Raw genomic sequence first — 24199 nt, 5'->3', positions numbered from 1 at the left:
GGTGCGGAGCGCGCGCCGCTCAGCCCGCGATGGAGTCGAGCTGTTCCGCCGCGGGCCGCAGCGCCCAGAGGTCCCCGCCCGGCGGAGTCTCCAGGCGCGGGACCGCAGCCTTGGCCTGCCGGTCACCGGCGTCGGCGGCCGCATGAACCACATCACTCGCCGCGTACCGGTAGAACTCGAGCTCGGGGTGCGGCCAGGCGGCCGCCCCGGTCGCGGCGGGCAGCAGATAGTCGACCGCCTTGAACAGGCTCTGCGCCTGCGGCCCCTGATAGGCCCAGAGGCTCACACCCACGTGCTTGCCGATGGCCGCGAGCCGGGTGTACGCGACCAGGTCGAAGGTGGAGTAGTGCCAGCTGCGGGTCCGGGCGAGCTCCTGCGGCTGACTGCCGTCGGCGGCTATCTGGGGGTCGATCCGCTTGCCGCGGGCGTCGAGGACGACCTTGCGCGCGAGGTCCTTGTCGCCGGTGGCGAGGGCCAGGGCGGCCACCTGCATGTCATGGAACGTGCCGTGGTTGTTCTTGGCCGCCGACTCCTCCTTGCCGAAGGGAGAGTTCACCAGCCAGTCCAGGAAGGACGTGTTCCACGCCCGCATCGCCGTCCGGTCGCCCTTCGACCAGCCGGGCGCCCCGGTGTCGAGGATCGCGATGGCGTCCAGGACGCTGGTGTACTGCTGGGAGAAGTCGATGACGCCGATCGCCCGGCCGTCGTACTTGCAGGGGATGAACTGCCCGTGGTTCAGATTGGGGTTCATCCGGGTCGCCGGGTCCACGAACCAGGTGCGCAGGATCGTCGACGCATGCTCGGCGTACTGCTTCTTGCCCGTGTAGTACCAGGCCAGGCTCAGCGTGCTGACCGAGTTCACGACCTTTCCGATGTCGGGGCGGTCGGTGCCGGTGTCCACCTCGGGATTGCGCTCGCCGTCGCGCTGGACGTAGGGGCAACCCCAAGGATTCTCGGGCGTCTTGGGCTGCGAGGGCCACCAGTAGGGCGCCTGGCTCAGATAGTCGTGGACATCGCCGCCCGGTGCGGGCTTGGGCTTGTCCACGACGGTCCAGGGCCCCTGCCCGAGCCAGCCGTCGGCGCGTGCGACAAGGGCCTGGGCCGCCTTGCGCAGTGCCGGATCGCCGTGGTCGAGGCGCGACTTGGCCTCCTTGAGCTGCTTGCCGTCAATCACCACCGTCTTCGGCACCCGATGCGAGCCGGACGTGGCCGCGGCCTGGGACGACGCGATCGGTACGAGCACGGTGACGCAGGCGGCGACGGCGGTGAGCACAACTCCCAGGCGCCGTCGGGGGCTTCCGGTCATCGAGCGCTCCCATCAGATATGTGAACGTGATTCATGAACGGGACCGTGTGAGCGTAGGGCCGCCAGGTACGAGTGACAATGCCGAGCGCACGATTCACGGATGGGACTCCGGCCCGGCCGCCGCATGACGATTGCGCCGATCATCGAACACCCGTCGAAGTGGAGCGGCCCGTGAACCTCGGCATGCGCTGGACCCTGCACGGCGACGGGCGGACTCCCGCTCCCGGCGCCGTCGTACGCCCCGACAAGCGGCTGTCCTGGCCCAGCACGGCAGGGCTCGGCGCCCGGCATGTGGTGCCCATGCTCGGCGCGTCCTTCGTAGCGCCGGTCCTGATGGGCCTGGACCCCGACCTCGCGATCATGATGCCCGGCGTCGCGACGGCGATCTTCCTGCTTCGAACTCGGCGGTAGCGACAGGAGCCCCTGCTGGATTCGGGCACGTCTACGTACGACACCCAGCCGTAGGTCCTCCGTTCTGGGGAAGCCCCGGCCCGTCACCGTGCCATCCGGCCGTCGGCTGGGACGCTGCCTGCATGGCGCAGATGGAACACTTCGCGACTCGGGCCGATCTCCGCACGTCCCCGGTCGACTCGGTGGTGGAGCGGATGCACGCGCTGCGCGACGACTGGCCGGCCACGGACGGGGTCGCCGTCTTCAACCGGGTCTATCTGGCGGTGACGGAGGAGATTGAACGACGTATCGACGACGGTGAATTCCCCGACCGGCGGGCTGCCGTCACACTGGACGTGCTCTTCGCCCAGCGTTATCTGACGGCCGTGGACGCGGCGGCCGCGGGCCGCCGGGCGCCGGCCTGCTGGCGGCCGCTGTTCCAGTACCGGCGCCATCCCGGCGTACGGCCGCTGCAGTTCGCCCTCGCCGGCATCAATGCGCACATCGGGCACGATCTGGCGCTCGCGGTGGTGGACAGCTGTCGGACGCTCGGCTGCGAACCGGTGGATCTGGAGGGCGAGTTCGATCGCGTCGGTGACATCCTCATCCTGCTCGAGGAGCGCATCCGCGAGGAACTGATGCCGGGTCCCGATCTGCTGGAGATCGCCGATCCGCTGACACATCTGCTGGGTTCGTGGAGCCTGGAGCGGGCGAGGGACGGCGCCTGGTCGGCAGCCCGGCTGCTGTGGGGGGTACGCGAACTCCCTGGCCTGGCCGAGGAGTTCACCGAGCGACTGGACACAGGCGTCGGTCTCGTCGGGCGCTGTCTGCTCACGCCCTGGCGCTGACCGGCCAGGTCTGATCGTTTGATCACCGTCCGGGGCCGGCCGGATCGCGGCCGGCCCCGGACGGCTGGTCTCAGTCCTCCGGCAGTTCGACCGGAGCGATGTCGTCGTAGAGGTCGCCGGGGCCCGGGTTGGACGCATCCGTCGACCCGCCGAGCTGGTGCATCACGCCCCACACCGCGTTCAGCGCGGTCTGCACGGCGCCCTCGGCCCAGCCCGCCGTCCAGGAGATGTCGTCGCCCGCGAGGAAGATGCCGCGCTTGTCCTCGGGCAGCCGGTCCTGCATGAAGTGCGTGAACAGACGGCGCTGGTAGCGGTAGTGGCCGGGCAGGTTCGCCTTGAACGCGCCCATGAAGTACGGCTCGTTCTCCCAGGACACGGTGACCGGGTTGCCGATGATGTGGCTGCGGATGTCGACGTTCGGGTAGATCTCGCCGAGCGACTTGAGCATGACTTCCATCCGCTCGTTCGCGGACAGCGGCAGCCACTTGAGGCTGTCGTCGCACCAGGTGTACGAGAGGCAGATGACGGCCGGCTTGTCGGGACCGTTGTCCAGCAGATACGTGCCACGCGTCATCCGGTCGGTCAGCGTCATCGACATGACGTCCCGGCCGGTCTGCTCGTCCTTGTCCAGCCAGAAGGGCCGGTCGACCGGGACGAAGAGCTTGGACGACTCCATGTAGTGGGTCCGCTCCATCGCCGTCCAGTGGTCGATGGGGAAGAGCGAGTCGTCACAGGCGATCTTGGAGAGAAGCATCCAGGACTGCGCGGTGAAGACGGCCGCCTGGTAGGTACGGATGTCGCCGGAGGCGTCGGTGACGGTGATCCGGTTGCCCGCGGTGCGGTGCAGACGGGTCACGGCCGGCTTCGGCTCGCCGTCGTGCAGCGAGGACAGCGAGGTGCCCTGTGCCCAGTGCACGATCTTCTCCGGTTCGCGCTCCCAGAGCCGCAACGGCAGCTGCTGGCTGCCCTCGACGATGCCGCGGTGGTGGTCGTCGGCCTCGGAGTAGACGACGCGCAGGATCTCCAGGATGGAGTTGGGGAAGTCGGTGTCCCAGCCGCCGGTACCGAAGCCGACCTGGCCGAAGATCTCGCGGTGCCGGAAGGACTTGAAGGCCTCGGACTCGCAGAGGAAGCCGTAGAACGTCTGGTTGTCGAGCTTCTCCACCAGCTTCGCCCAGATCTCGCGGATGCGCGGCACATCGCGCTCGCGCATGGCGCGGTTCATGTCGGAGAAGTCGGCGCCCTCTTCGAGGCAGGCGTTCCAGGCGTCCATCACATCGCGGTAGACCTGCGGCAGGTCGTCGATGGTCTCCGCGTAGTGCGACTCGCCCTTGAGGTCGACGACGGTGGACGGGGTGACGGGGGCGAGCGGGTTGGGGAAGGACTGCGTGGTCAGGCCGACCAGGTCGATGTAGTGCTGCAGCGCGGTGGAGGAGGGCGGGAAGCGCATGGCGCCCATCTCGGCGCTCAGCTCGTCATCGCAGCCGTCGAAGCCGACGGTGCGCAGTCGGCCGCCGATCTGGTCAGCCTCGTAGACGACGGGCTTGAGGCCCATCTTCATCAGCTCGTACGCGGCGACGATGCCGGAGAGTCCACCGCCGATGACCGCGACCTCGGTGCCGTGCTCGGTCGCCGGTATCTGGCCCAGGCCGGCCGGGTGGGCGAGGAAGTCGTCGTACGCGTACGGAAAGTCCGGACCGAACATGGTGATCGGCGGCTGCTCGTCGGTGTGCTGGACAGCAGTGGTGGGCACCGTGGACGTCATGGGGTACGGACTCCTTGCGGGGAAAGCGTGAGCGGCAAGCGGGAAGGGTTCAGACCAGGGAGGTGTACAGGCCGGGGCGGCGGTCACGCAGATACGGATTGCTCTCGCGCGAGGCTCTCAGCAGACCGGGGTCCACCTCGCCGATGACGAGCTCCTCGCCGCGGCCCGCACGGGTCCTTACGGCGCCGTCGGGGCTCGCGAGGCAGCTGAGTCCGACGAACTCGAACTCGCCCTCCGGTCCGGTCCTGTTGACGTACGCGATGTACATCTGGCTCTCGAAGGCCCGCACCGGCACGAGGGACTCGGCGACGAACTGGAAGGGGTGCATCTGGGCGGTGGGCACCAGCAGCAGATCGGTGCCGGCGAGAGCATGCGCCCGGACGTTCTCCGGGAACTCCACGTCGTAGCAGATCAGCATGCCGATCCGGATCCCGCCGAGTTCCGCCTGGACGACCGGCTGCTCGCCCGGAGTGAACCACTGCTGCTCGAAGCAGCCGAAGAGATGGGTCTTGCGGTAGTTCGCGAGGCTTTCGCCGTTGGGGCCGACCAGCTGCGCGGAGTTGAAGATCCGCTCGCCGTCTCGCTCCGGGTATCCGTACATCACCGCGATGCCGTGGCGCGCGGCGATCTCCGCGACGGACCGGGCGCCGGGGCCGTCGGCGGGCTCGGCCAGCACCGGGACCTGGTCACCGATCGCGTACCCGGTCAGAAACATCTCGGGGCAGATCAGCAGCCGGGCGCCGGCGGCAGCGGCATTGCTCGCGGCATCGTCGAGCACCTTGAGGTTCTCGGCGACCGAGCCCGGTCGGCCGGAACTCTGGAGCAGTGCGGTGCGCAGCGGGGGCATGAGCAACCTCGGGGGGCGATGTATGCGGGGTGAAGAAGACGTTAAAAACGGTACGGTCCGGACTCCCGCCCGGACAAGGCGGGACCGTTGCGCGTCGCTGGTCGATCCATTGCGCGATGTGCACCCGCGGCGGTGATTCGTTGCGTGCGCCGGGATCAGACCACGGTCGGAGACGAACGGGGTGCTCCCCCGCCGGGCGGCGGAGCACCGGTGCAGCCTCTGGCTCGATGTGCCGGGAAGCCGCCGCCGGAAGAGTGGTGGGCGTTGGATCACCTGCAGAAAGGGCCTGTCATGAGCCGCATCGCTCACCGTCGTACGAAGATCGCCGCCATCGGGGGCGCGCTGCTGATCACCGCCGGGGCCGCGGGCTCCGCCGTCGCCTCGGGGGATGGCGACGGCGGGACCCGCGAGGCAGCCGTACTCACCGGCTCCGCGAAGCTGTACCGGTCGCTCGGCGACGACATCACCTTCACCTTCGACGCACATCTGGCGGCGAAGGACAACGACGACCCGATGAAGGCGACCGGCACCTTTCGCTTCAGCCACTATCTGAACGGCAAGGGCGCCTTCGCCGAGGCCAGGGTCGACTGCCTGCTGACCGGCGGCAAGGTGGCCGTGGTGAGCGGTGTCATCACCACGTCCGACCTGGAGGGCGCGAAGGGCAAGCGGGTCGGTATCACGGTCCACGACCTGGGCAGGAACGACCGGCTCGGCTACAGCTGGGCCTCCACGGGAAGTCCCGTGGAGACTGAGGACCTGCCCAAGTGCGTGGGCTCGGCGCCGTTCGAGAAGGTCAAGGCCGGGACGGGCGACTTCAAGGTGCTGCCCTGGCACCCCAAGCTCTGACGGCTCACGCGGGCGCGCCCGACGAGAACCGTCGCAGCAGCGGGGAGAGCACCAGCACCGACTTGGTGCGCACCACGAACGGCTCGCCCGCGATCCGCTCGAGCACTCGCTCGAAGTGGCGCATGTCGGAGGCGAATACCTGGACGATCGCGTCCGCCTCACCGGTGACGGTGGAGGCGGACACGACCTCTGGGTAACGCTCCATGCCCCGGCGGATGGCGTCGGGCGAGGTGTTGTGGCGGCAGTAGATCTCGACGTAGCCCTCGGTCTCCCAGCCGAGCGCCGCCGGGTCCACCCGAACGGTGAATCCGGTGATGGCGCCTTCGGCGCGCAGCCGGTCGACCCGTCGCTTGACGGCGGGCGCGGAGAGGCCGACCTCGGAGCCGATGTCCGCGTAGGAGCGGCGGGCGTCCTCGGCGAGGGCGTGGACGATGCGTTCGTCGAGATCGTTCAGTCGCACTGCGGGTGGATCACTTCTCTGCTGTGGCAAGTCGGGAGCGGCGCATGCCGTATCCGAAGTAGAACACGAGGCCGACGATCATCCAGCCACCGAAGACCATCCAGGTGGTGCCCGGCATCGTGTACATCAGGTAGCCGCAGAAGATAAAGCCGAGGATCGGGGTGACCGGGAACAGCATCACCGTGAACGTGCGGTTCATGTCGGGGCGCTTGTAGCGCAGGATCACCACGGCCACGTTGACCAGCGCAAAGGCGAAGAGCGTGCCGATGCTGGTGGCGTTGGCCAGCTCGCCCAGCGGGATGAAGGCCGCAAGGGCCCCGCAGAAGAGCGAGACGATGACGGTGTTGGCGCGCGGGGCACCGGTACGCGGGTTCACCTTGGCGAACAGCTTGGGAACCAGGCCGTCGCGGGACATCGCAAACAGGATGCGGGTCTGGCCGTAGAGCACCGCGAAGACCACGGAGGCGATGGCGACGACCGCGCCCGCGGCGAGCACAACACCCCAGACGCTCTGGCCCGTGACGTCCTTCATGATCTGGGCCAGGGCGGCCTCGGTGCCCTCGAAGTCCTGCCACGGCATGGCGCCGACGGCGACGAGCGCAACCAGGCAGTACAGCACGGTGACGATCAGCAGCGACAGCATGATCGCGCGCGGGAGGTCCCGCTTGGGGTTCTTGGCCTCTTCGCCGGCGGTGGAGGCCGCGTCGAAGCCGATGTACGAGAAGAAGAGGCTGGCCGCGGCGGCGCTGATCCCGGTCACGCCGAGCGGGGCGAGGGGGGTGTAGTTACCGGCCTTGATGCCCATGAAGCCGATGCCGATGAAGAGCAGCAGCGTCACGATCTTCACGCCGACCATGATCGTGTTGACCCGGGCGCTCTCCTTGGCGCCGCCCATCAGGAAAGACATGGCGAGCAGCACGACGACCAGCGCCGGCAGGTTGATCAAGCCACCCTCGCCCAACGGGGCGGAGATCGCTGCGGGGATGGTCACACCGATCGTGCCGTCGAGCAGCTCGTTGAGATATTCCCCCCAGCCGACGGCCACGGCCGCGACCGAGACTCCGTACTCCAGGATCAGACACCAGCCGCAGATCCAGGCGACGATCTCGCCCATGGTGGCGTACGAGTACGAGTACGAGGAGCCGGCAACCGGGATCGATCCGGCCAGCTCGGCGTAGGAGAGGGCCGAGAACAGAGCGGTCAGACCGGCGATGACGAACGAGATCGCGACGGCCGGGCCGGCCAGCGGCGTGGCCTCGCCGAGCACGACGAAGATGCCGGTGCCGAGCGTCGCACCGATGCTGATCATGGTCAGCTGCCACATCGTGAGCGAGCGACGCAGCGAGCCGCCCTCGCCCTGGCCGCCCTCGGCGACCAGCTGCTCGACGGGCTTGCGCCGCATCAGCCGGGCACCCAGGCCCTGGCTCCGGGCGGGGGACGGCGCGGTCGCGGGTGGGGCTTCGCCGTGGTCAAGCACTCCGGGGCTCCTTCATGGCTGCGGGTCGGCGGCGGGGTGACCGGCGGCCCGCGGGCATGGCGGAGAAGCCCGCGCATGAGGGGAGGAACCGCCGAGCAGACGGTCACCGCCACTCCTGGTACGGAGAGTGAGCCTACGAGGCTCTCGCTCATGCCCGTAATGCAGGGTTGTTGCGCATCTGCGAACGATCATTGCGCGATGACGGACGGCACGGGGAAACATTGCGCACCGGTGAACGAATGCCTCACAGCTCCCGAAGGCGGTCGACGATTTCGCGCAGCAGCTCCGGGTCGTTCAGACCCTCGTGGGTGACCGGAGCGGAGACCCGGATCAGTCCGGCCTCGACCAGGTCGGCCAGCAGGACGCGTACGACGGTGAGGGGCAGATCCGCGTCGGCGGCGATCTCGGCAACAGGGCGCGGCTCGCGGCGCACCAGCTCGAGCAGCGAGCTGCGGGCATGATCGAGCCGCGGCTCGGATCCGGTCGGGTCCACAGCCGTGACCTGCGACATCAGATCGATGCTGTGCTCAGCGGCGGGACGGGTCCGGCCGCCGGTCGCGGTGTACGGCCGCACCAGAGGGCCGGTCTCGTCCTCGTACCAGTGGTCGCTCACGGTTTAGGTGTCGGTGGCCTCGGGGGCCGAGCGCGTGGGGACGGCCATATGCCGACCCACCCGCCTGACCAGCAGCGACATTTCGTGGGCCAGCTGTCCGACGTCGGTCTCGGGGTCGGAGAGCACCGCAAGCCGGCTGCCGTCGCCGGCCGGAGTGATGAAGAGGAAGGCGTGGTCGAGCATCACCATCGTCTGCCGCACGGACCCGGCCTCGAAGCGGTCGCCGGCCTCCTTGGCGAGGCTGTGGAAGCCCGCGCAGACGGCGGAGAGATGTTCGATGTCCTTCCTGGCCATGCCTTTGGAGGCGCTGCTGACCAGACCGTCCGCGGTCAGCAGCACCGCCTGGAGTACATGGTCGGTCCTGGCCAGTAGATCGTCGAGCAGCCAGCCGAGGCCCGCCGGGTCGCCCGTGGGTTCGTCAGCCATCATCGTCCGTCCCTTCATCGGTCGTACGGGAGCGCGGCTCGGCCCCCGGCGACGCGGTTCCTGCGGGATCGCCCTTGCGGCCGCGGTCGAGACCGCGCTGGAAGGCTCCGAAGATCGAGCGCATCTCTTCCGGGGACACCTCACGGTCGGGGTCCTCGGCCGCTGCGGAGGGTGCGTCGCGCAGCGGGGCGGCGAGCGATGCCTGGCGCACCCGGGTCGGCAGTCCGAGCAGCGGCGGGCCGGGCTCGGGCGGCTGCGCGGCGGGCTGCGCCTGCGGCTCCTCCTTGGCGCGGTCGTGCGTCGGCTGCACGACTTCCAGCGCCCGGGGTGCGGCTGTCGGCAGGGCCCGGACCGGGGCGGGCTGCGGCCTGCCCGCCGGCTCCTTGGCCCGGGCGGGCGGGACCGGCTCGACGGGGGCGAGGATCGGGTGGGGCAGCAGCACCACGGCCGTGGTGCCGCCGTACGGCGAGCGGGTGAGGGTGACCCCGATACCGTGCCGCTCGGCGAGCCGGCCGACGACGTACAGGCCGAGGCGCTCGTCCTGTGCCGGGTCGAAGTCGCGGGGCCGCGCCAGCGTCTGGTGCGCCTGGTCCAGTTCGTCCGCGTCCATACCGAGGCCGCGGTCGTCGATCTCCAGCACGAATCCGTTGCGGGCCTGGCCGGTGCGCATGGTGACCTGGGTGTGCGGCGGGGAGAACACGGCGGCGTTCTCGACAAGCTCGGCGACGAGGTGCACCACGTCGGCGACAGCCTCCGCGCTGATGCCCACGGCCGGCATCGGCGGCACCACGACCCGGGTGTAGTCCTCGATCTCGCCGACCGCGGCGGCCACGATGTCCACCACGGGTACCGGCTTGCGCCAGCGTCGTCCCGGCGTGGCACCGGAGAGGATGATGAGCCCCTCCGCATGGCGTCGCATCCGGGTCGTCAGATGGTCGATCCGGAACAGGTCCTCGAGCGTGTCCGGGTCGGTGGTGCGACGTTCCAGAGTGTCGACGAGCTTCGACTGCCGGTGCACCAGCGCCTGGTTGCGGCGGGCGATGTTGAGCAGTACGGCGAAGACGCCGCGGCGCAGGGTCGCCTGTTTGACGGCGGCCTCGACGGCTGCCAGCCGGGCGGTGTTGAGTGCCCGGCCGACCTGACCGATCTCGTCAGGACCCTTCTCCTCGTCGCCGAAGTCCAGCGGCGGTGCGGCAGCGGCCGCATCCACCTCCTCGCCCGCGCCGAGCCGTTCCATCACATCGGGCAGCTGCTGAGTGGCGAGCACGTCGGCGGCGTCGCGCAGCTCCTCCAGGCGGCGCGAGATGCGCCGGCCGCTGGCGACCGAGAACCAGATCGACAGCCCGACCGCGATCAGTCCGAGCAGACCCACGACCGCGGCCTTGACCATCTCCCGGTAGGCGAAAGCCCGGCCGCGGTCGGCGGTGTTCAGCGCCGAATCGGTGCACAGCAGCATGTACCGCTTGACCGCGCGGTCCGTCGTGGTCCGCCAGGAGTCGGCGGCCATGGCCTTGCCGGCATCGGACGCGCCGGCCCGCAGCAGAGCGTCCTCGCCGGCCGTCAGCGCCCGGTACTCGTCGCTCGCCTCGAAGTCCGTGAACAGCTTCCTGGAGTCGCCCGGGAGGTCGGGGACGTACGTACGGTGAAAGACCCGCCGGTCCTCGATGGTGGCGGTGAGCGCGTCGTACTGGCCGTCGGTCAGACTGCCCGCGGCACGCGCCCCGGCGACCAGGGCGTCCTCACGGGAGACGAACTCCCGCACGCGCACCAGCTCGATGACGACCTGCCCTTCGCGGGCGAGCTGGCCGGCCTGCAGGGCGGTGAGCGTGGACTGCACGTCGAAAGTCGGCTGGACGAGGACGGTGTACGCGTCGACGGCGTCGTCCCAGGAGATCGTCCGGGCCAGCACCCGCTCACGCAGGTCCTCCAGGCTGTCGACGGCGCCGGCCATCGCGTCGAGGGACTGCCGCTGGCGTTCGGAGAGGTCCGCACGCCGCTCCCGGTCGCCGATCGCGTCACGCATGGCGCCGACGGCCCGGTCGGTCGAACGCTGCTGCGCGGTCAGGGCCGCGACTGCGGCCGAGCCGTCCTTCCGCCCCGCTCCCAGATACGCGGCGGTGAGCCTGCGTTCGATCTGGATCTGCCCCACAGCGGTGTCGACCGGGGTGCCGAAGTCCTCGTACACACTCTGGACCCGGATCAGGGCCCGGAGGTCGCCGGTGACCGAGACCATGGCGAAGGTCCACAGCCCCATCAGAGCGATGACGGGTATGACCGTCAGAGTCACGATCCGGCCGCGGATCGTGGGGCGGCGGAATCGCCGGCGCATGGTCTCCCCAGAGCACATAGAACAACGGATCGGGGGCAACTGATCGGCAGGTGGTTACCCCCCGGTAAGCGCAGTCAAGCTACGCGATTTGGCATGCGCAACGCAATGTTCCTGCAGGTAACGGCGGGGAACGCCGGAGCGGTCCGATGCCGAACTCCATTGATACCTCGTCGTGTCTGCCGCATGGTGCCGCACCGGAGTGGACAGCGTTGGACTGCACGGTGTTGGACCGGACAGTGATCGTGCGGTTTCCGCACCCGACCTTGGGAGGCCCGCGTGACCTGGCTCGACCCCGGACCCTTTCTGCGAGGCGTGGCCTGGCTGGACCGTGGGCGCGCGGTGCGCGCGGACCCGGCCGATCTGGCCCGGCTGGCGTGGGACGCCGGCGAGCGGGCCGCACTGCCGATCGGCGTACGGCTGGAGTTCACGGCAGACGGCGCGGACGCGGTCGAGATCCGCTACCGCGCCACCGTGCCGGGTCCGACCGACGCGCTGCGGGATCTCGCGCACTGCTTCGCGCTCTGGCAGGGCGGCGGCTGTGTGTCCGAGACCTTCACCGACCCGGCCGAGGAGGCAGTCGTCACGATCAGCCTGCCCGGCGGCACCAGTGGCCCGTTCACCGTCCATCCGCCCGAGGCCCAGTCCCCCGTGATCCTGGGAGTACGAGCGATCGGTGGCACGGTCGCGCCCGCCGCGCCACGCCCGCGCTGGCTCGTCCACGGCGACTCCATCACCGAGGGCTGGTGGTCCACCCGCCCAGCCCACTCCTGGCCCGCGGTCGCCGGCCGCATCCTCGGCCTGGACACGGTCAACCTCGGATACGCGGGCGCGGCCCGGGGCGAACTGGCCACGGCGCAGCAGCTGGCGGCAGCGCCCGCCGATGTGATCACCCTCGCCTTCGGCACCAACTGCTGGACCGGCATCCCCTGTTCGGTCCCGCTGCTGTACGAGACGACGCGCGCGTTCATCGAGCTCGTACGCCAGGGACATCCGGACATCCCGCTCCTGCTGGTCTCCCCCGTACTGCGCCCCGACGCCGAGCAGACCCCGAACCCGCTCGGAGCCACTCTCGCCGAGCTGCGTACGGCAATGGAGGAGGCCGTCCGCGACCGCATCGGCGACGGGTCCGGCGACCAGCGGCTCACGCTCCTGCCAGGACGCGATCTGCTCGGTCCCGGGCAGCTGGCCGACGGGGTGCACCCCAATGACGAGGGCCATGCCGTGCTGGCCGCCGCGGTCGCCGACGCGCTCCGGGCGGCGCTCCCGTCAACCCAACCGTCCGATAGTTAAAGAACATGGGCTGAAGAGCGACATCTGGGGTATGCGAGCGGTGATGAACGCAGAGCCGCATGTGGTGATCGAGGATTCGCCACACAGAGACAGCTCGGGAGCCCGCCGCGCGACCGCGGACTTCCTGCTGCATTACTGCCCCTGGGCCGACGGGGACGCAGTGCTGCTCGTCGTCTCCGAGCTGGTCGCCAACGCGCTGCGGCACACCGCCGGCTGGTGGCGGCTGCATCTGACAGCGGGGCAGGACACGCTGGTGGTGGAGATGGACGACTCCAGCCCGCTGCCGCCCGTACCGCGCGAGCCCGATTTCACCGGCGGCGGCGGATTCGGCTGGCACATGGTGCTCCGGCTCGCGGGCCAGGTGGAGGTCCGCCCGCTGCCGCACGGCAAGCGGGTGCAGGCGACCTGGATGCGGCCGGTGTCGCCTCAGTCCAGCTGCTGATCCCAGAGCCGACGCTGCTGATTCCCGGACCCGGAGCACACGGTCCCGGAGCACGCGGACTGGAGCACGCGGACTGCAGCACACGGAATCGCGCACGCCGAAGACAGCAGGCGAAAGCGGCGTCCCGGTGGTCGGGACGCCGCTTCTCCCGTGGGGGGAATGGTGATGCGTGGGGTGGAGTCTCACTCCACCACAAGCAGGCCCTCACGCAGCCGTGAGGTGATGCGCGTCAGCAGCCTGGACACATGCATCTGGGAAACGCCCAGTTCCACACCGATCTCCGACTGGGTCATCTCCTCTCCGAAGCGCATCTGCAGGATCCTCTTGTCGCGGTCGTCGAGTTCCTCGATGAGGGGCTTGAGCGCCTGGACGTTCTCCGCGATCTCCAGATCGGCGTCGGGCGCGCCGAGCCGGTCGGACAGCGGCGTCGACGCGTGGTCGGACGCGTCATCCACGGGCATGTCGATCGAGCCGGCCGTGTAGCCGTTGCTGGCGACCACGCCTTCGATGATCTCTTCCTCGTCGAGCCCGAGGTGCTCGGCCAGTTCGGCGGTGCGCGGCGCGCGGTCGAGCTGCTGGGAGAGTTCGTCGGTGGCCTTCGCCAGATCGATCCGCAACTCCTGCAGCCGGCGCGGCACATGCACGGCCCAGCTCGTGTCGCGGAAGAACCGCTTGATCTCACCGACGATGTACGGGATGGCGAAGGTCGCGAACTCCACCTCGCGGCTCAGCTCGAACCGGTCGATCGCCTTGATCAGGCCGATGGTGCCGACCTGGACGATGTCCTCCATCTGCTCCGCGCGGTTACGGAACCGGCCGGCCGCGTACCTGACGAGCGCCAGGTTGAGTTCGATGAGTGTGTTCCGTACGTATTGATGCTCGTGCGTTCCCTCCTCCAGCGAGGCGAGCCGAACGAAGAAGAGCTTCGAGATCTCACGTGCGTCCTTGGGTGCCACCTCCCCCGGGTTCGCCACGTCCGGAAGATCCAGCTCCGCCATGTTCGGGCGCTGTGTTCCAGGCTGCGTGCGTTCGGCCGGGACCGTGCTCGCCGTGGACACTTCGTCCTCCCCTGCTCCGTTGTCAGTGCAGAGCGCGTATACCCCGGCTTGCTCCACACATGCCTGGGGAAAGCGAGTTGATGCCAAAACACCGCCGGCCCGCGCGGCGAGCGCACGGGCCGGACACGGATGGAAGTTGTCAGCTCCAGCTGGCGTGCAGGGGCTGGCCCTCGGCATAGCCGGCGGCACTCTGAATGCCGACAATCGCCTTCTCGGCGAACTCCTCGAGCGAGCCGGCGCCGGCGTAGGTGCAGGAGGAGCGGACGCCCGCGATGATCGAGTCGATCAGGTCCTCGACACCGGGCCGGGTCGGGTCGAGGAACATCCGGGAGGTGGAGATGCCCTCCTCGAACAGTCCCTTGCGGGCCCGGTCGTACGCCGACTCCTCGCTCGTACGGTTACGGACGGCGCGGGCGGACGCCATGCCGAAGGACTCCTTGTACAGACGCCCGTCGGCGGTCTGCTGGAGGTCGCCCGGCGACTCGTACGTACCGGCGAACCAGGAGCCGACCATGACGTTGGACGCGCCGGCGGCGAGCGCCATCGCGACGTCGCGCGGGTGGCGCACACCGCCGTCGGCCCAGACGTGCTTGCCGAACTTCTTCGCCTCGGCGGCGCACTCCAGCACGGCCGAGAACTGCGGCCGGCCCACGCCGGTCATCATGCGGGTGGTGCACATGGCGCCGGGGCCCACACCGACCTTGATGATGTCCGCGCCGGCCTCGATGAGGTCGCGTACACCCTCGGCGGCGACGATGTTGCCCGCGACGATCGGCACCTGCGGGTCGAGCGCCCGGACCGCCTTGATCGCAGTGATCATCGACTCCTGGTGGCCGTGCGCGGTGTCGACGACGATCGTGTCGACGCCCGCGTCGAGGAGCTGCTTGGCCTTGCCCGCCACATCGCCGTTGATGCCGACGGCGGCGGCGATGCGCAGCTTGCCGTCGTTGTCGACGGCGGGGCTGTAGAGGGTCGCGCGCAGCGCGCCCTTGCGGGTGAGGATGCCGGCCAGCCGGCCGTCCTTGTCCACGGCAGGGGCGTAGCGACGGTTGGCGGCGTCGAGCTTGTTGAAGGCGTCGCGCGGGTCGATGTCCGCGTCGAGCAGCAGCAGGTCCCTGGACATGACCTCGGACAGCTGTGTGAAGCGGTCCACGCCGGACAGGTCGGCGTCGGTGACGACGCCGATCGGCCGGTGGTCCGCGTCGACGACGACGCCCGCGTCATGCGCGCGCTTCGGCAGCAGGGACAGCGCGTCGGCGACGGTCTGTCCGGGGGCGAGCACGATCGGGGTGTCGAGCACGAGGTGGCGCGTCTTGACCCAGGAGATGACGTCGGTGACGACGTCGATCGGGATGTCCTGGGGGATGACGACGAGGCCACCGCGGCGGGCGAGCGTCTCGGCCATACGGCGGCCCGCGATGGCGGTCATGTTAGCGACGACCAGCGGGATGGTCGTGCCGGTGCCGTCGGGAGCGGAGAGGTCGACAGCCTGGCGGGAGCCGACGGCGGAGCGGCTCGGCACCATGAAAACGTCGTCGTACGTGAGGTCGTACGGCGGCTTCAGGTCATTGAGGAAACGCACGTGCTGATCATCCCAGTCGATCGGAGTTGGCCCCCGGTCATTTCAGCCGGGGAAATCGCACGTACTTCATTGTCCCATGCCCATGCGCATGTGTGGCCTGGGAGAAAAGTCCAGCTCACGGCCGTGTGGTCGAGAGGATCCTCCAAACGCGTCCGCCGTGGGTGTCCGGGTGCGGGACCGAACGCCTGCGACGCGGCCGAACGGCGTGCACCAAGGCTGTGGGAGGCATGAATGGGCACAGGCGGATCGGACAATGAGCCCAGGACGGTGCTCTGCACGACATGGGTGACCCGGTCGGCCGCGTCACTCTCGTTTGGGGGCGTGCCTCCGTCTGCCCAACGCCTTCTCACAGTCCGGCAGTTACGCACTGGACCCGGTCGGAGACACCGTTCAACCCGGTGCACGAAGCGCGGCCGTGACTCGGGCTGCCGGCCCCCGACGGCGGGGCCGGCAGTCGTCCTGCGAACCGTCCCATCAGTCGTCCGGGTCAGCCCGGTCGAGTGCGGGCCGCGGTCCGGGCGGGGCCATCAGCAGCTGGTCGGCTGCCGCGGTGTCCGTCACCAGGCTGGTGACCAGGCCGGAGCGCAGCACGGCAGCGATCGCCTCCGCCTTGCGCTGGCCGCCCGCGATCGCCACCACCTCGGGGATACGGCGCAGCCGGTCGGCCTCGACCGTGATGCACCGCTCGCCCAGGTCGCGGCCGACCCGACGGCCCTCCGCGTCGAAGAGGTGGGCGGACATCTCGGCGGCGACGCCGAGCGAGGCGTAGTGCGCGCGCTCCTCGTCGGTGAGCATGTCGTGCACGGTCGAGATACCCGGCTCCCAGGAGCCGATGGAGACCGCAGCGACGGTGACCTTGTCGAAGTACTCGAAGGCGCGGGCGATCCCGGTCTGGTTGCGCAGCGCCGCGGCGGTCGCCGGGTCGGGCAGCAGCATCGGGGCATAGATGGGGTGGGCCTCGCCGCCGGAGACCTGCGCGGCACGCCGTACCGCCTCGACGGAGCCGCGCTCGGCGGTCCCGGCGTCGTACACGCCCGTGAGCTGGACGACCGTGCACGGCGGCAGCCGGTCGAGCGCGGCCGCCATATGGATGGTGGACCGGCCCCAGGCCAGACCCAGCACATCGCCCTCGTTCACCAGCTCGCCGAGCAGGTCGGCGGCCACCTCGCCCAGGTTCTCCGGGTCGGGCGACTCGTCCTCACCCTCCGCCGGGGACTCCACCACGACCGCGTGCCGCAGGCCGTAGCGGGCGCGGAGCGCGTCGGAGCGCTCTGCGTCCAGCTCGGCGGGTACGCGGATCTCGATCCGTACGAGATCACGCTCGAGCGCCGTCTCCAGAACCCGCGCGACCTTGAAGCGGCTGACGCCGAACTCCTCCGCGATCTGGATCTTGGATTTGCCCTCGAGATAGAAGCGGCGGGCCATGGCCGCCGCCTGCACCAGCTCCGCGGGTCCCATCCGCATGGCTGACCGGCCCGTCGACACCGCGATCTCCTCACTGCTGTACACACTCCGGATCCGTCATCCTGTCAGATCCGCCGGTCCTTGATCGGCCCTGATGGGCCGAGTTCACTTGCTTGTGGCTCAGTGGTTGCAAGCCCAGGCCGCCGAGGTGACGGTCTGCTGCGCCTTGCCGCGCAGTGCCCGCACCGCCTGCGCCGGGTCCTGCGCCCCGTACACCGCGGAACCGGCGACGAAAACGTCCGCGCCCGCCTCGGCACAGCGCTCGATCGTCGCCTCCGAAACCCCGCCGTCGACCTGCAGCCACAGCTCGAGGCCGTGCTTGGAGATCAGCTCCCGGGTGCGGCGGATCTTGGGCAGCATGATGTCCAGGAACGCCTGGCCGCCGAAGCCGGGTTCCACGGTCATGATCAGCAGCATGTCGAGCTCGGGGAGCAGGTCCTCGTACGGCTCGATGGGGGTGGCGGGCTTGAGCGCCATCGACGCGCGGGCGCCCTTGGCCCGGATCTCGCGCGCCAGCCGTACCGGAGCGGCGGCTGCCTCGACATGGAAGGTGACGGATCCGGCCCCCGCCTCGACGTACTGCGGGGCCCACCGATCGGGGTCCTCGATCATCAGATGGCAGTCCAGCGGGGTGTCCGTCGCGCGGCTGAGGGATTCCACGACCGGCACGCCCAGGGTGAGGTTGGGCACGAAGTGGTTGTCCATGACATCGACATGGAGCCAGTCGGCGCCCTCGACGGCTCTGGCCTCCTCCGCCAGACGGGAGAAGTCGGCGGAGAGGATGCTGGGAGTGATCTGAACGGCCATGGGCCAAGCCTGCCACGTTCCGGGGCGCTTCCCCTCCCCAGTAGGGCTCCCGGTATGGACCAGAGGCTCCACGAATCAGCACAGTCCGTGCAATCCCGGTGATTCGGCCCGGCACCAGGGGTAATTGGGGGCGTCATGGCGGACGCGCACAAGGGACGGGCACGCGGACAGCGACGACCCCTGGTGATCATCACCGACGCACCACAGGCCCCTCGACAGGACGGCAGGAGGGCGGTGCTCCCGGCCGCGGAAGAGTGCGGACCGGGAGAAGCGCCGCGCCGGACTGGCGCAGGAAACGCCGTCAGCAGGCGGTCGTGCCGCGGACGGCGTCAATGAGTGCGGTCGATGCACCGGAAGATGTCTTCATGATCGCGGTGACCTCCCCACAGCCTCCCCGCTTCTGATGGACGGGGCCCGCGTACTGGGTGAAAGCGCCCGAGTCCTGGGTGCATCCGTCGGCGATGATGTTCGAACACAGCTTGAGCTCTGTGCACTTGGCCGAGCTCGTGTTGTTGTCCAGGATGGAACACACGGGCTGGTTGTTGGCCGCACCAAAGCCCGACCCTCGCTGATCCAGCCACTCTGATGTGGCGTGAAACATGCGGTTCATCGTAACGAGAAGTCATGCACCGAGAGGAATTCCGGACCTTGTTCGCGTCCGTAAGGCAGCGAATTGAAGTACACCTCCGGCTGGCTGGGCTGGCTGTACGCCTCAGGCCGTACGGCGCAGCAGCGCGAGATACATCGCGTCCGTGCCGTGCAGATGGGGCCACAGCTGTACGTCGGGTCCCTCGCCCAGCGCGGGAACGCCCGGGATCAGAGGCCGCGCGTCGAGCAGTTCGGCTTCCACGGCCGGGCCCCCTCGGCCCCTGAGCACGTCGTCCACGACCACCCGGGTCTCCGCGAGATGCGGCGAGCAGGTCGCGTATCCGACCACTCCCCCGACCCGTACGGCACTCAACGCCTCGCGCAGCAGCGCACGTTGGAGCGGCGCGAAGCCCTCGAGGTCCTCGGGGCGCCTGCGCCAGCGGGCTTCGGGCCTGCGCCGCAGCGCGCCGAGCCCGGTGCACGGCACGTCCATCAGTACGCGGTCGAACGAGCCGGGCAGCCACGGCGGCCGGGTGCCGTCGGCCGTGATGACCTGGTACGGGCCGGGGTTGCCGGCCAGCGCCCGCTCCACCAGCCGGGCCCGGTGCGGCTGCTTCTCGGAAGCCAGCAGCGACGCACCCCGCTGCGCGGCGAGCGCGGCCAGCAGCGCCGCCTTGCCGCCGGGTCCCGCGCAGCCGTCGAGCCAGCGCTCGTCGGGACCGTCCAGCGGCGCGTTGGCCAGGGCGATCGCGACAAGCTGGCTGCCCTCGTCCTGGACTCCGGCCCGCCCCTCCCGTACGGCGTCGATGGCGCCGGGCTCGCCGCCCTCGGCCAGCCGCACGGCGTACGGCGACCAGCGTCCCGGCAGCCCCGACTCCTCCCCCAGCGCCTCGAGCAGCTCATCGGCCGTGGAACGTCCCGGCCGGGCGACGAGCGTCACCTCGGGCCGCTCGTTGTCGGCCTCCAACAGGTCCTCGATCCCGGCGCGCCCGCCGCCGAGTGAGTCCCACAGCGCGGAGACGATCCACCGCGGATGCGAGTGCACCACGGCCAGATAGTCCTCGGCGTCCTCGTCGTACGGCGGCGCGACCCGCTCCAGCCAGGCGTCGAGGTCGTCCTGGGCGATCTTCCGCAGTACGGCGTTGACGAACCTCGCCCGCCCGTCGCCGAGCACCACCCGGGCCAGCTCCACGCTCGCCGAGACCGCGGCATGCGAGGGGATCCGCGTCCCGAGCAGCTGGTGCGCACCGAGCGCGAGCACATCGAGCACCGGCGGGTCGACCTCGCGCAGCGGCCTGTCGATGCAGGTCGCGATGATCGCGTCGTACGTACCCTGGCGGCGCAGCGTCCCGTACACGAGCTCGGTGGCGAGCGCCGCGTCCCGCCCGTCGAAATCGTCCTTCTCCCTGGCCTTCTTGAGCAGGGGCGGCAGAACGAGATTCGCGTACGCGTCCCGCTCGTCGACGGCCCGCAGCGCCTCGAAGGCGAGGATCCGCACGGGATCCTTCTTGGGGCGGCGGTACGGCTTCGGGGGACGGCGATGTGCCTGCTCGTTCAAAGGTGCTCCGCGATTGAAAGGGTCGAACCCCTCTCAGCTGAAAGGGTCGAACCCCCTCAGCCTACGTCCGCGGCTCCCACCCGCTCGCCCGGGGCGATCCGCACCCCGCGCGCCCAGTCGGCGGCCCGCATCGGCTTCTTGCCCTGCGGCTGGACCCAGAGCAGCTCGAGGGCGTGCGATCCGGTGCCGACGTACACATTGTTCTTGCCGGCCGAGAGCTGTCCGGGCGCGAGGGCCGTGCGGTCGGGCAGCAGCGCCGCCTGGATCAGCTTGAGCCGCTCGCCACGGAAGACCGTCCAGGCACCGGGAGCGGGCGTGCAGCCGCGTACGAGGCGGTCGAGGCGGAGCGCCGGAGCCGTCCAGTCCAGGTGGGCGTCCTCGACGTTGATCTTCGGCGCGAGCGAGATGCCCTCGGCCGGCTGCGGCACGGCCTGCAGGTTGCCGTCCTCGATGCCGTCCATGGTTGCGACAAGCAGCCCGGCGCCGGCGAAAGCGAGCCGGGTGAGCAGATCGCCGCTGGTGTCGGTGGACCGCACCTGCTCGGTGATCACCCCGTAGACCGGGCCCGAGTCCAGCCCTTCCTCGATCAGGAAGGTGGAGGCGCCGGTCACCTCGTCCCCGGCGATGATGGCGTGCTGGACGGGTGCGGCGCCACGCCAGGCGGGCAGCAGCGAGAAGTGCAGATTGACCCAGCCGCGGGCCGGCACGTCCAGCGCCACCTTCGGCAGCAGCGCACCGTAGGCGACGACCGGGCAGCAGTCGGGCGCGATCTCGCGCAGCCGCGCCAGGAACTCCTCGTCCCGCGGCTTGACCGGCTTGAGCACCTCGATCCCGGCCTCCTCGGCCCGCTGGGCGACCGGACTGGCGACCAGATGGCGGCCGCGCCCGGCGGGGGCGTCCGGCCTGGTGACGACGGCGGCCACTTCATGCCGGTCGGAGGCGATCAGTGCGTCCAGGGCGGGTACGGCGACCTCGGGGGTGCCTGCGAAGACGAGCTTCATCGGTGGCTGACTGCCTCTCAGGCTGATACGTGCAGGTAACTGGCGTGCATGCGGTGCGGTGACGAGCAGCGCACCAGTCTATGCGCGGGGCAGCAGGGGGCGTACGGAGGACTGTGCGCCCCGCGCACATACGCATACGCCCCCGCAGCGTGACCACATCGCCGGGTTGAGCGTTGGTCAAGAGAGATTGACCGAAAGCGGGCCGCCACGATGCTGCCCGGCCCCTTTTCAACGCCGGTTCGAGAGGCTTGTCCATGGCCGACCACGCAACCCACGACGCCCAAGCCCGGGCAAGCCTGCATCTGTTGGTGCGGGACATCGAGCGGGTCCGCCGGCAGGTGGATGCTCTGCGCACGCTCACCGCCCAGCTGGGCAATGTCTACCGCCCGCGCCGCTCAGGCCCTTCCACGGGCTTCGTCGTCTACGGCAGGGCCCCGGCTCCGACCGTCCGTCTCGCACAGGAGCTGCGGGACAGCGTCGAGACTCTGGTGACCGCCGCGGTGGACTTCGACCGTTCGCTGGGCTTCTCGTGGGACGCGGTGGGCTCGGCACTCGGGGTCACCAAGCAGGCGGTGCACCGCCGTTACGGCGCGCGGCGGGCCGCGCAGCAGGCGGGTCCGGCCGATCTGGACCACGGCGCGGAGACGGCCACCACCCATGCCCTGGCGGTCGGCCCGGGACTGCCTGCCGTGCCCGCCGCCCGTGCGATGCCGCCGCAGCCGACGGTCAGCAGCCAGTCCCTCCGCGAGGAGGTCCGCCCGAGCGCCTTCCCCGGCCCGCGCAACGGCTGACCTTCCGCCGGCTGCCCCTGCCCCCTTCGGGGCGGGGGCAGCCGCTTCCAGTACGGGGTCCTGCCCTCGTTGGCGGGGACTTCCCGCCGTCAGCCTCAGCCGATGTCCGGCGGGTCGATTCTGATCCGTACCGGCTCGCCGCCGCCGCGTGCCGTCCTGGCCGCCTGTGCGGTCTTCAGCGCGGCGGCGAGCGCCGAACCGCTGCCCGGCGGAACCCTCAGCAGCACCCGCTCCCACACCTCACCCAGCGGGGGATCACCCGGCCTGCGGGGCCTGCCGGGGTCGGTGGCCGGCACCGGAACAGGGCCAAGCACCTCGGCGTCGCCCGGGAGCTCGGCCGTCGCCAAGAAGGCGGCGATCGCCTCCCCCCGGCCGGTCACCGCGGCCATCCGAGACACCGGCGGGAATCCCAGCTCGGCCCGCTCGCCGAGCTCGCGCTGCGCGTGTCCCACCGGGTCCCAGCGCACCAGAGCCTGCACGGGCCGCAGCGTCGGCTCGGCGACGATCACCACCGTGCCGCCCTCGCTCTGCCCGCGCACCAGCGAGGCAGCGTCCATCCAGCGCCGCAGCGCATCCTCGCCCGCCCGTAGATCGGGCCGTCCGAGCATCGCCCAGCCGTCGAGCAGCAGCGCCGCCGCGTATCCGCCGTCCGCGACGGGCTCCGCGCCGGGCGTGCTCACCACCAGCGCGGGGCGCCCCGGCACGGTGTCCAGCACATGGTCCCGGCCCGATGTACGTACCTGGACGGCGGGGAAGGCCCGGCCGAGCTCCTCCGCCGTGCGCCGTGCACCGACGATCTGGGCGCGCAGCTTCGTACTCCCGCACGCGACGCAGTGCCAGTCCGGCGCACCGCGGCCGCACCAGCCGCACTTCAGATCGTGCGCGTCCGGCGCTTCCAGGGGTCCTGAGCAGTGCCGGCACCGGGCGGGCGTCCGGCATCGCTCGCACGCCAGCCTCGGCACATAGCCCCGCCTCGGCACCTGCACCAGCACCGGCCCGCTCTTCAGCCCGTCCCGTACGGTCCGCCAGGCCAGACTGGGCAGCCGCGCCGCCCGCGCCGCCTCGTCCCGCGCCAGCTCGCCGTCCCCGACGGTACGCACCAAGGGCGCGGCGCTGCGCACCTGCTCCCGGTCGGCGATCAGCGGCAGGGCCCACCCGCTCGCCACCAGCTGGGCGGCCTCCACCGTGCAGCTCGTACTCCCCAGCAGAAAGCCGCACGAGTCGTGCCTGGCCCGCAGCTCGAGCACCTCGCGCACATGCGGGAACGGTGCGTTCTCATCGCTGTGGCTCGAGTCGCCGTCGTCCCAGATCGCGACGAGGCCGAGATCCTGGACTGGTGCGAACATCGCGGCCCGGGTGCCGACGACGGCCCGCACCGACCCCCGGCGCACGGCGAGCCACTGCCGGTACCGCTTCTCGGGCCCGGACTCGGCGGTCAGCACCGCATGCCGCCCCTCCCCCAGCAGCGCGATCACTGCGGTATCGACCCGCGCCGCGCGCCGCCCGTCGGGCACGACCACCAGCGCGCCCCGCCCGGAGGCCAGCGTTGCCGCGACGGCCCGCGCCAGCTCGTCCGGCCACTGCGGCCCGGGGAGCGCGGTCCACACGGCCCGCGGCGCGCCACCACTCGCGAGCGCCTCCAAAAACGCCGCCCCACGCCCGTACCGCCCCCAGCTACCTGCCTCCGGCGCGGCCGGCGACGGCAGCGGCTCCGGCGAGGGCTTCGACTCGGCCCGCCCGTTCCTGGGCGGGACGGCGAGCTGCAGCACATCCGCCAGGCTGCCGGCGTACCGATCGGCGACCGCGCGCGCGAGGGCAAGCATCTCGGGGCTGAGCACCGGCTCGGGCGAGACCACGTAGGCGAGCGCCGCGAGCGCTCCCGCGTAGTCGGACTCCGCGCGCCGCTCGATGAGAAACCCGTCGATCAGCCCGCCGCCTTCACGCCGGCCTTCCCGCACCCGGTGCGCCCCGGCCCCGAACCGCACCCGCACCCGCACTCCGGGCTGCGCGTCCGCGTCCAGCTCCTCGGGCACGGCGTAGTCGAAGTACTGGTCGAGATGGAGCACGCCCTTGTTGACCATGACGCGCGCCACGGGCAGTTCCTTGGCCAGCGCGGCCCCACGCCAGGTCCGCGGCTTGGCCTTGGGCACCTTGGCCTTGCGCACGGTCTCCCGGATGAGCGCAAGCTGCTCCGGCCCACCGGCGGCGGGCTCTTCGGGCTGCTTGTTGTCGCTGCTCACAGCCAAATTCCTACCAGACGCCACTGACACGGCCGCCCGCCCGAACCCCGGTACGCGCGACGGCCCCGGAC

21 protein-coding genes and 1 pseudogene are annotated in these 24199 nt (G+C 70.5%); 6 read left to right on the top strand and 16 right to left on the bottom strand.

Annotated features, from left to right (window positions below; translation table 11 throughout):
• Nucleotides 1-19: 19 nt before the first annotated feature.
• The gene (locus tag AB0D12_RS11050; protein ID WP_362679531.1) at nucleotides 20-1306 is read right to left on the bottom strand and encodes an alginate lyase family protein; all 1287 of its coding nucleotides are present in this window, start codon (nucleotides 1304-1306) and stop codon (nucleotides 20-22) included.
• A gap of 171 nt (nucleotides 1307-1477) precedes the next feature.
• Between AB0D12_RS11050 and AB0D12_RS11045 the strand changes: the two are divergent.
• Nucleotides 1478-1711, top strand: a pseudogene (locus AB0D12_RS11045) (nitrate reductase); the annotation flags it as partial.
• Between the two features lie 128 nt (nucleotides 1712-1839).
• Nucleotides 1840-2544, top strand: a complete 705-nt coding sequence (locus AB0D12_RS11040; protein ID WP_362679528.1) for a DUF5995 family protein — start codon at nucleotides 1840-1842, stop codon at nucleotides 2542-2544.
• Between the two features lie 70 nt (nucleotides 2545-2614).
• Here AB0D12_RS11040 and AB0D12_RS11035 read toward each other — a convergent pair whose 3' ends face one another.
• Together AB0D12_RS11035 and AB0D12_RS11030 are read right to left on the bottom strand one after the other, a co-directional pair.
• Nucleotides 2615-4309 carry an NAD(P)/FAD-dependent oxidoreductase gene (locus AB0D12_RS11035; protein WP_362679525.1) on the bottom strand — a complete coding sequence of 565 codons (1695 nt, stop codon included), beginning with the start codon at nucleotides 4307-4309 and terminating at the stop codon, nucleotides 2615-2617.
• A 49-nt stretch (nucleotides 4310-4358) separates the two neighbouring features.
• Nucleotides 4359-5156, bottom strand: a complete 798-nt coding sequence (locus AB0D12_RS11030) for a carbon-nitrogen hydrolase family protein (RefSeq protein WP_362679522.1) — start codon at nucleotides 5154-5156, stop codon at nucleotides 4359-4361.
• Between the two features lie 291 nt (nucleotides 5157-5447).
• Between AB0D12_RS11030 and AB0D12_RS11025 the strand changes: the two genes are divergently transcribed.
• Complete coding sequence (locus AB0D12_RS11025; RefSeq protein ID WP_362679520.1) at nucleotides 5448-6002, top strand: Repetin; 555 nt, start codon at nucleotides 5448-5450, stop codon at nucleotides 6000-6002.
• Nucleotides 6003-6006: 4 nt separating this feature from the next.
• Here the strand turns inward: AB0D12_RS11025 and AB0D12_RS11020 are convergent, their stop codons facing one another.
• From AB0D12_RS11020 to AB0D12_RS11000, 5 genes are all read right to left on the bottom strand, one after another.
• Nucleotides 6007-6462, bottom strand: coding sequence for an Lrp/AsnC family transcriptional regulator (locus AB0D12_RS11020; RefSeq protein WP_327322248.1), 456 nt, complete (start codon nucleotides 6460-6462; stop codon nucleotides 6007-6009).
• A 10-nt stretch (nucleotides 6463-6472) separates the two neighbouring features.
• The gene (locus AB0D12_RS11015) at nucleotides 6473-7939 is read right to left on the bottom strand and encodes an amino acid permease (RefSeq protein WP_362679517.1); all 1467 of its coding nucleotides are present in this window, start codon (nucleotides 7937-7939) and stop codon (nucleotides 6473-6475) included.
• A gap of 244 nt (nucleotides 7940-8183) precedes the next feature.
• Complete coding sequence (locus AB0D12_RS11010) at nucleotides 8184-8552, bottom strand: DUF742 domain-containing protein (RefSeq protein WP_362679514.1); 369 nt, start codon at nucleotides 8550-8552, stop codon at nucleotides 8184-8186.
• A 3-nt stretch (nucleotides 8553-8555) separates the two neighbouring features.
• Nucleotides 8556-8978 carry a roadblock/LC7 domain-containing protein gene (locus tag AB0D12_RS11005; protein WP_327322251.1) on the bottom strand — a complete coding sequence of 141 codons (423 nt, stop codon included), beginning with the start codon at nucleotides 8976-8978 and terminating at the stop codon, nucleotides 8556-8558.
• Nucleotides 8971-11307: a nitrate- and nitrite sensing domain-containing protein gene (locus tag AB0D12_RS11000; protein ID WP_362679511.1), complete on the bottom strand. Its 2337-nt coding sequence runs from the start codon at nucleotides 11305-11307 to the stop codon at nucleotides 8971-8973. Before AB0D12_RS11000 ends, AB0D12_RS11005 begins: the two co-directional genes overlap by 8 nt.
• Before the next feature lie 276 nt (nucleotides 11308-11583).
• Between AB0D12_RS11000 and AB0D12_RS10995 the strand changes: the two genes are divergently transcribed.
• Nucleotides 11584-12597, top strand: a complete 1014-nt coding sequence (locus AB0D12_RS10995; RefSeq protein ID WP_362679508.1) for a GDSL-type esterase/lipase family protein — start codon at nucleotides 11584-11586, stop codon at nucleotides 12595-12597.
• 43 nt (nucleotides 12598-12640) lie between these two features.
• Nucleotides 12641-13039: an ATP-binding protein gene (locus tag AB0D12_RS10990; RefSeq protein WP_362679505.1), complete on the top strand. Its 399-nt coding sequence runs from the start codon at nucleotides 12641-12643 to the stop codon at nucleotides 13037-13039.
• Between the two features lie 182 nt (nucleotides 13040-13221).
• Here the strand turns inward: AB0D12_RS10990 and AB0D12_RS10985 are convergent, their stop codons facing one another.
• From AB0D12_RS10985 to fmt, 7 genes are all read right to left on the bottom strand, one after another.
• A complete protein-coding gene (locus AB0D12_RS10985) occupies nucleotides 13222-14037 on the bottom strand; it encodes an RNA polymerase sigma factor SigF (RefSeq protein WP_362679735.1) in 816 nt (271 codons plus the stop codon).
• Between the two features lie 199 nt (nucleotides 14038-14236).
• Nucleotides 14237-15700, bottom strand: a complete 1464-nt coding sequence (locus tag AB0D12_RS10980; RefSeq protein ID WP_362679732.1) for a GuaB1 family IMP dehydrogenase-related protein — start codon at nucleotides 15698-15700, stop codon at nucleotides 14237-14239.
• A 453-nt stretch (nucleotides 15701-16153) separates the two neighbouring features.
• A complete protein-coding gene (locus tag AB0D12_RS10975; RefSeq protein ID WP_362679502.1) occupies nucleotides 16154-17188 on the bottom strand; it encodes a sugar-binding domain-containing protein in 1035 nt (344 codons plus the stop codon).
• Nucleotides 17189-17263: 75 nt separating this feature from the next.
• On the bottom strand, nucleotides 17264-17950 hold the full coding sequence (gene rpe, locus AB0D12_RS10970) for a ribulose-phosphate 3-epimerase (protein WP_362679499.1): 687 nt from the start codon (nucleotides 17948-17950) through the stop codon (nucleotides 17264-17266).
• Nucleotides 17951-18251: 301 nt separating this feature from the next.
• On the bottom strand, nucleotides 18252-18551 hold the full coding sequence (locus AB0D12_RS10965; RefSeq protein WP_362679496.1) for a hypothetical protein: 300 nt from the start codon (nucleotides 18549-18551) through the stop codon (nucleotides 18252-18254).
• 111 nt (nucleotides 18552-18662) lie between these two features.
• Nucleotides 18663-20096: a transcription antitermination factor NusB gene (locus AB0D12_RS10960; protein WP_362679494.1), complete on the bottom strand. Its 1434-nt coding sequence runs from the start codon at nucleotides 20094-20096 to the stop codon at nucleotides 18663-18665.
• A 56-nt stretch (nucleotides 20097-20152) separates the two neighbouring features.
• Complete coding sequence (fmt, locus tag AB0D12_RS10955) at nucleotides 20153-21097, bottom strand: methionyl-tRNA formyltransferase (protein ID WP_362679491.1); 945 nt, start codon at nucleotides 21095-21097, stop codon at nucleotides 20153-20155.
• 254 nt (nucleotides 21098-21351) lie between these two features.
• Between fmt and AB0D12_RS10950 the strand changes: the two genes are divergently transcribed.
• Nucleotides 21352-21888 (top strand): hypothetical protein, encoded by a 537-nt coding sequence (locus tag AB0D12_RS10950; protein WP_362679488.1) that lies wholly within the window; start codon nucleotides 21352-21354, stop codon nucleotides 21886-21888.
• 95 nt (nucleotides 21889-21983) lie between these two features.
• Here AB0D12_RS10950 and AB0D12_RS10945 read toward each other — a convergent pair whose 3' ends face one another.
• Entirely contained in the window at nucleotides 21984-24128 is a 2145-nt protein-coding gene (locus AB0D12_RS10945) for a primosomal protein N' (protein WP_362679485.1), read from the bottom strand.
• Nucleotides 24129-24199: the final 71 nt, after the last annotated feature.

This window comes from Streptomyces sp. NPDC048479, assembly GCF_040651435.1.
Lineage (GTDB): Bacteria > Actinomycetota > Actinomycetes > Streptomycetales > Streptomycetaceae > Streptomyces.
This window is presented reverse-complemented; position numbering and strand designations above follow the sequence as displayed.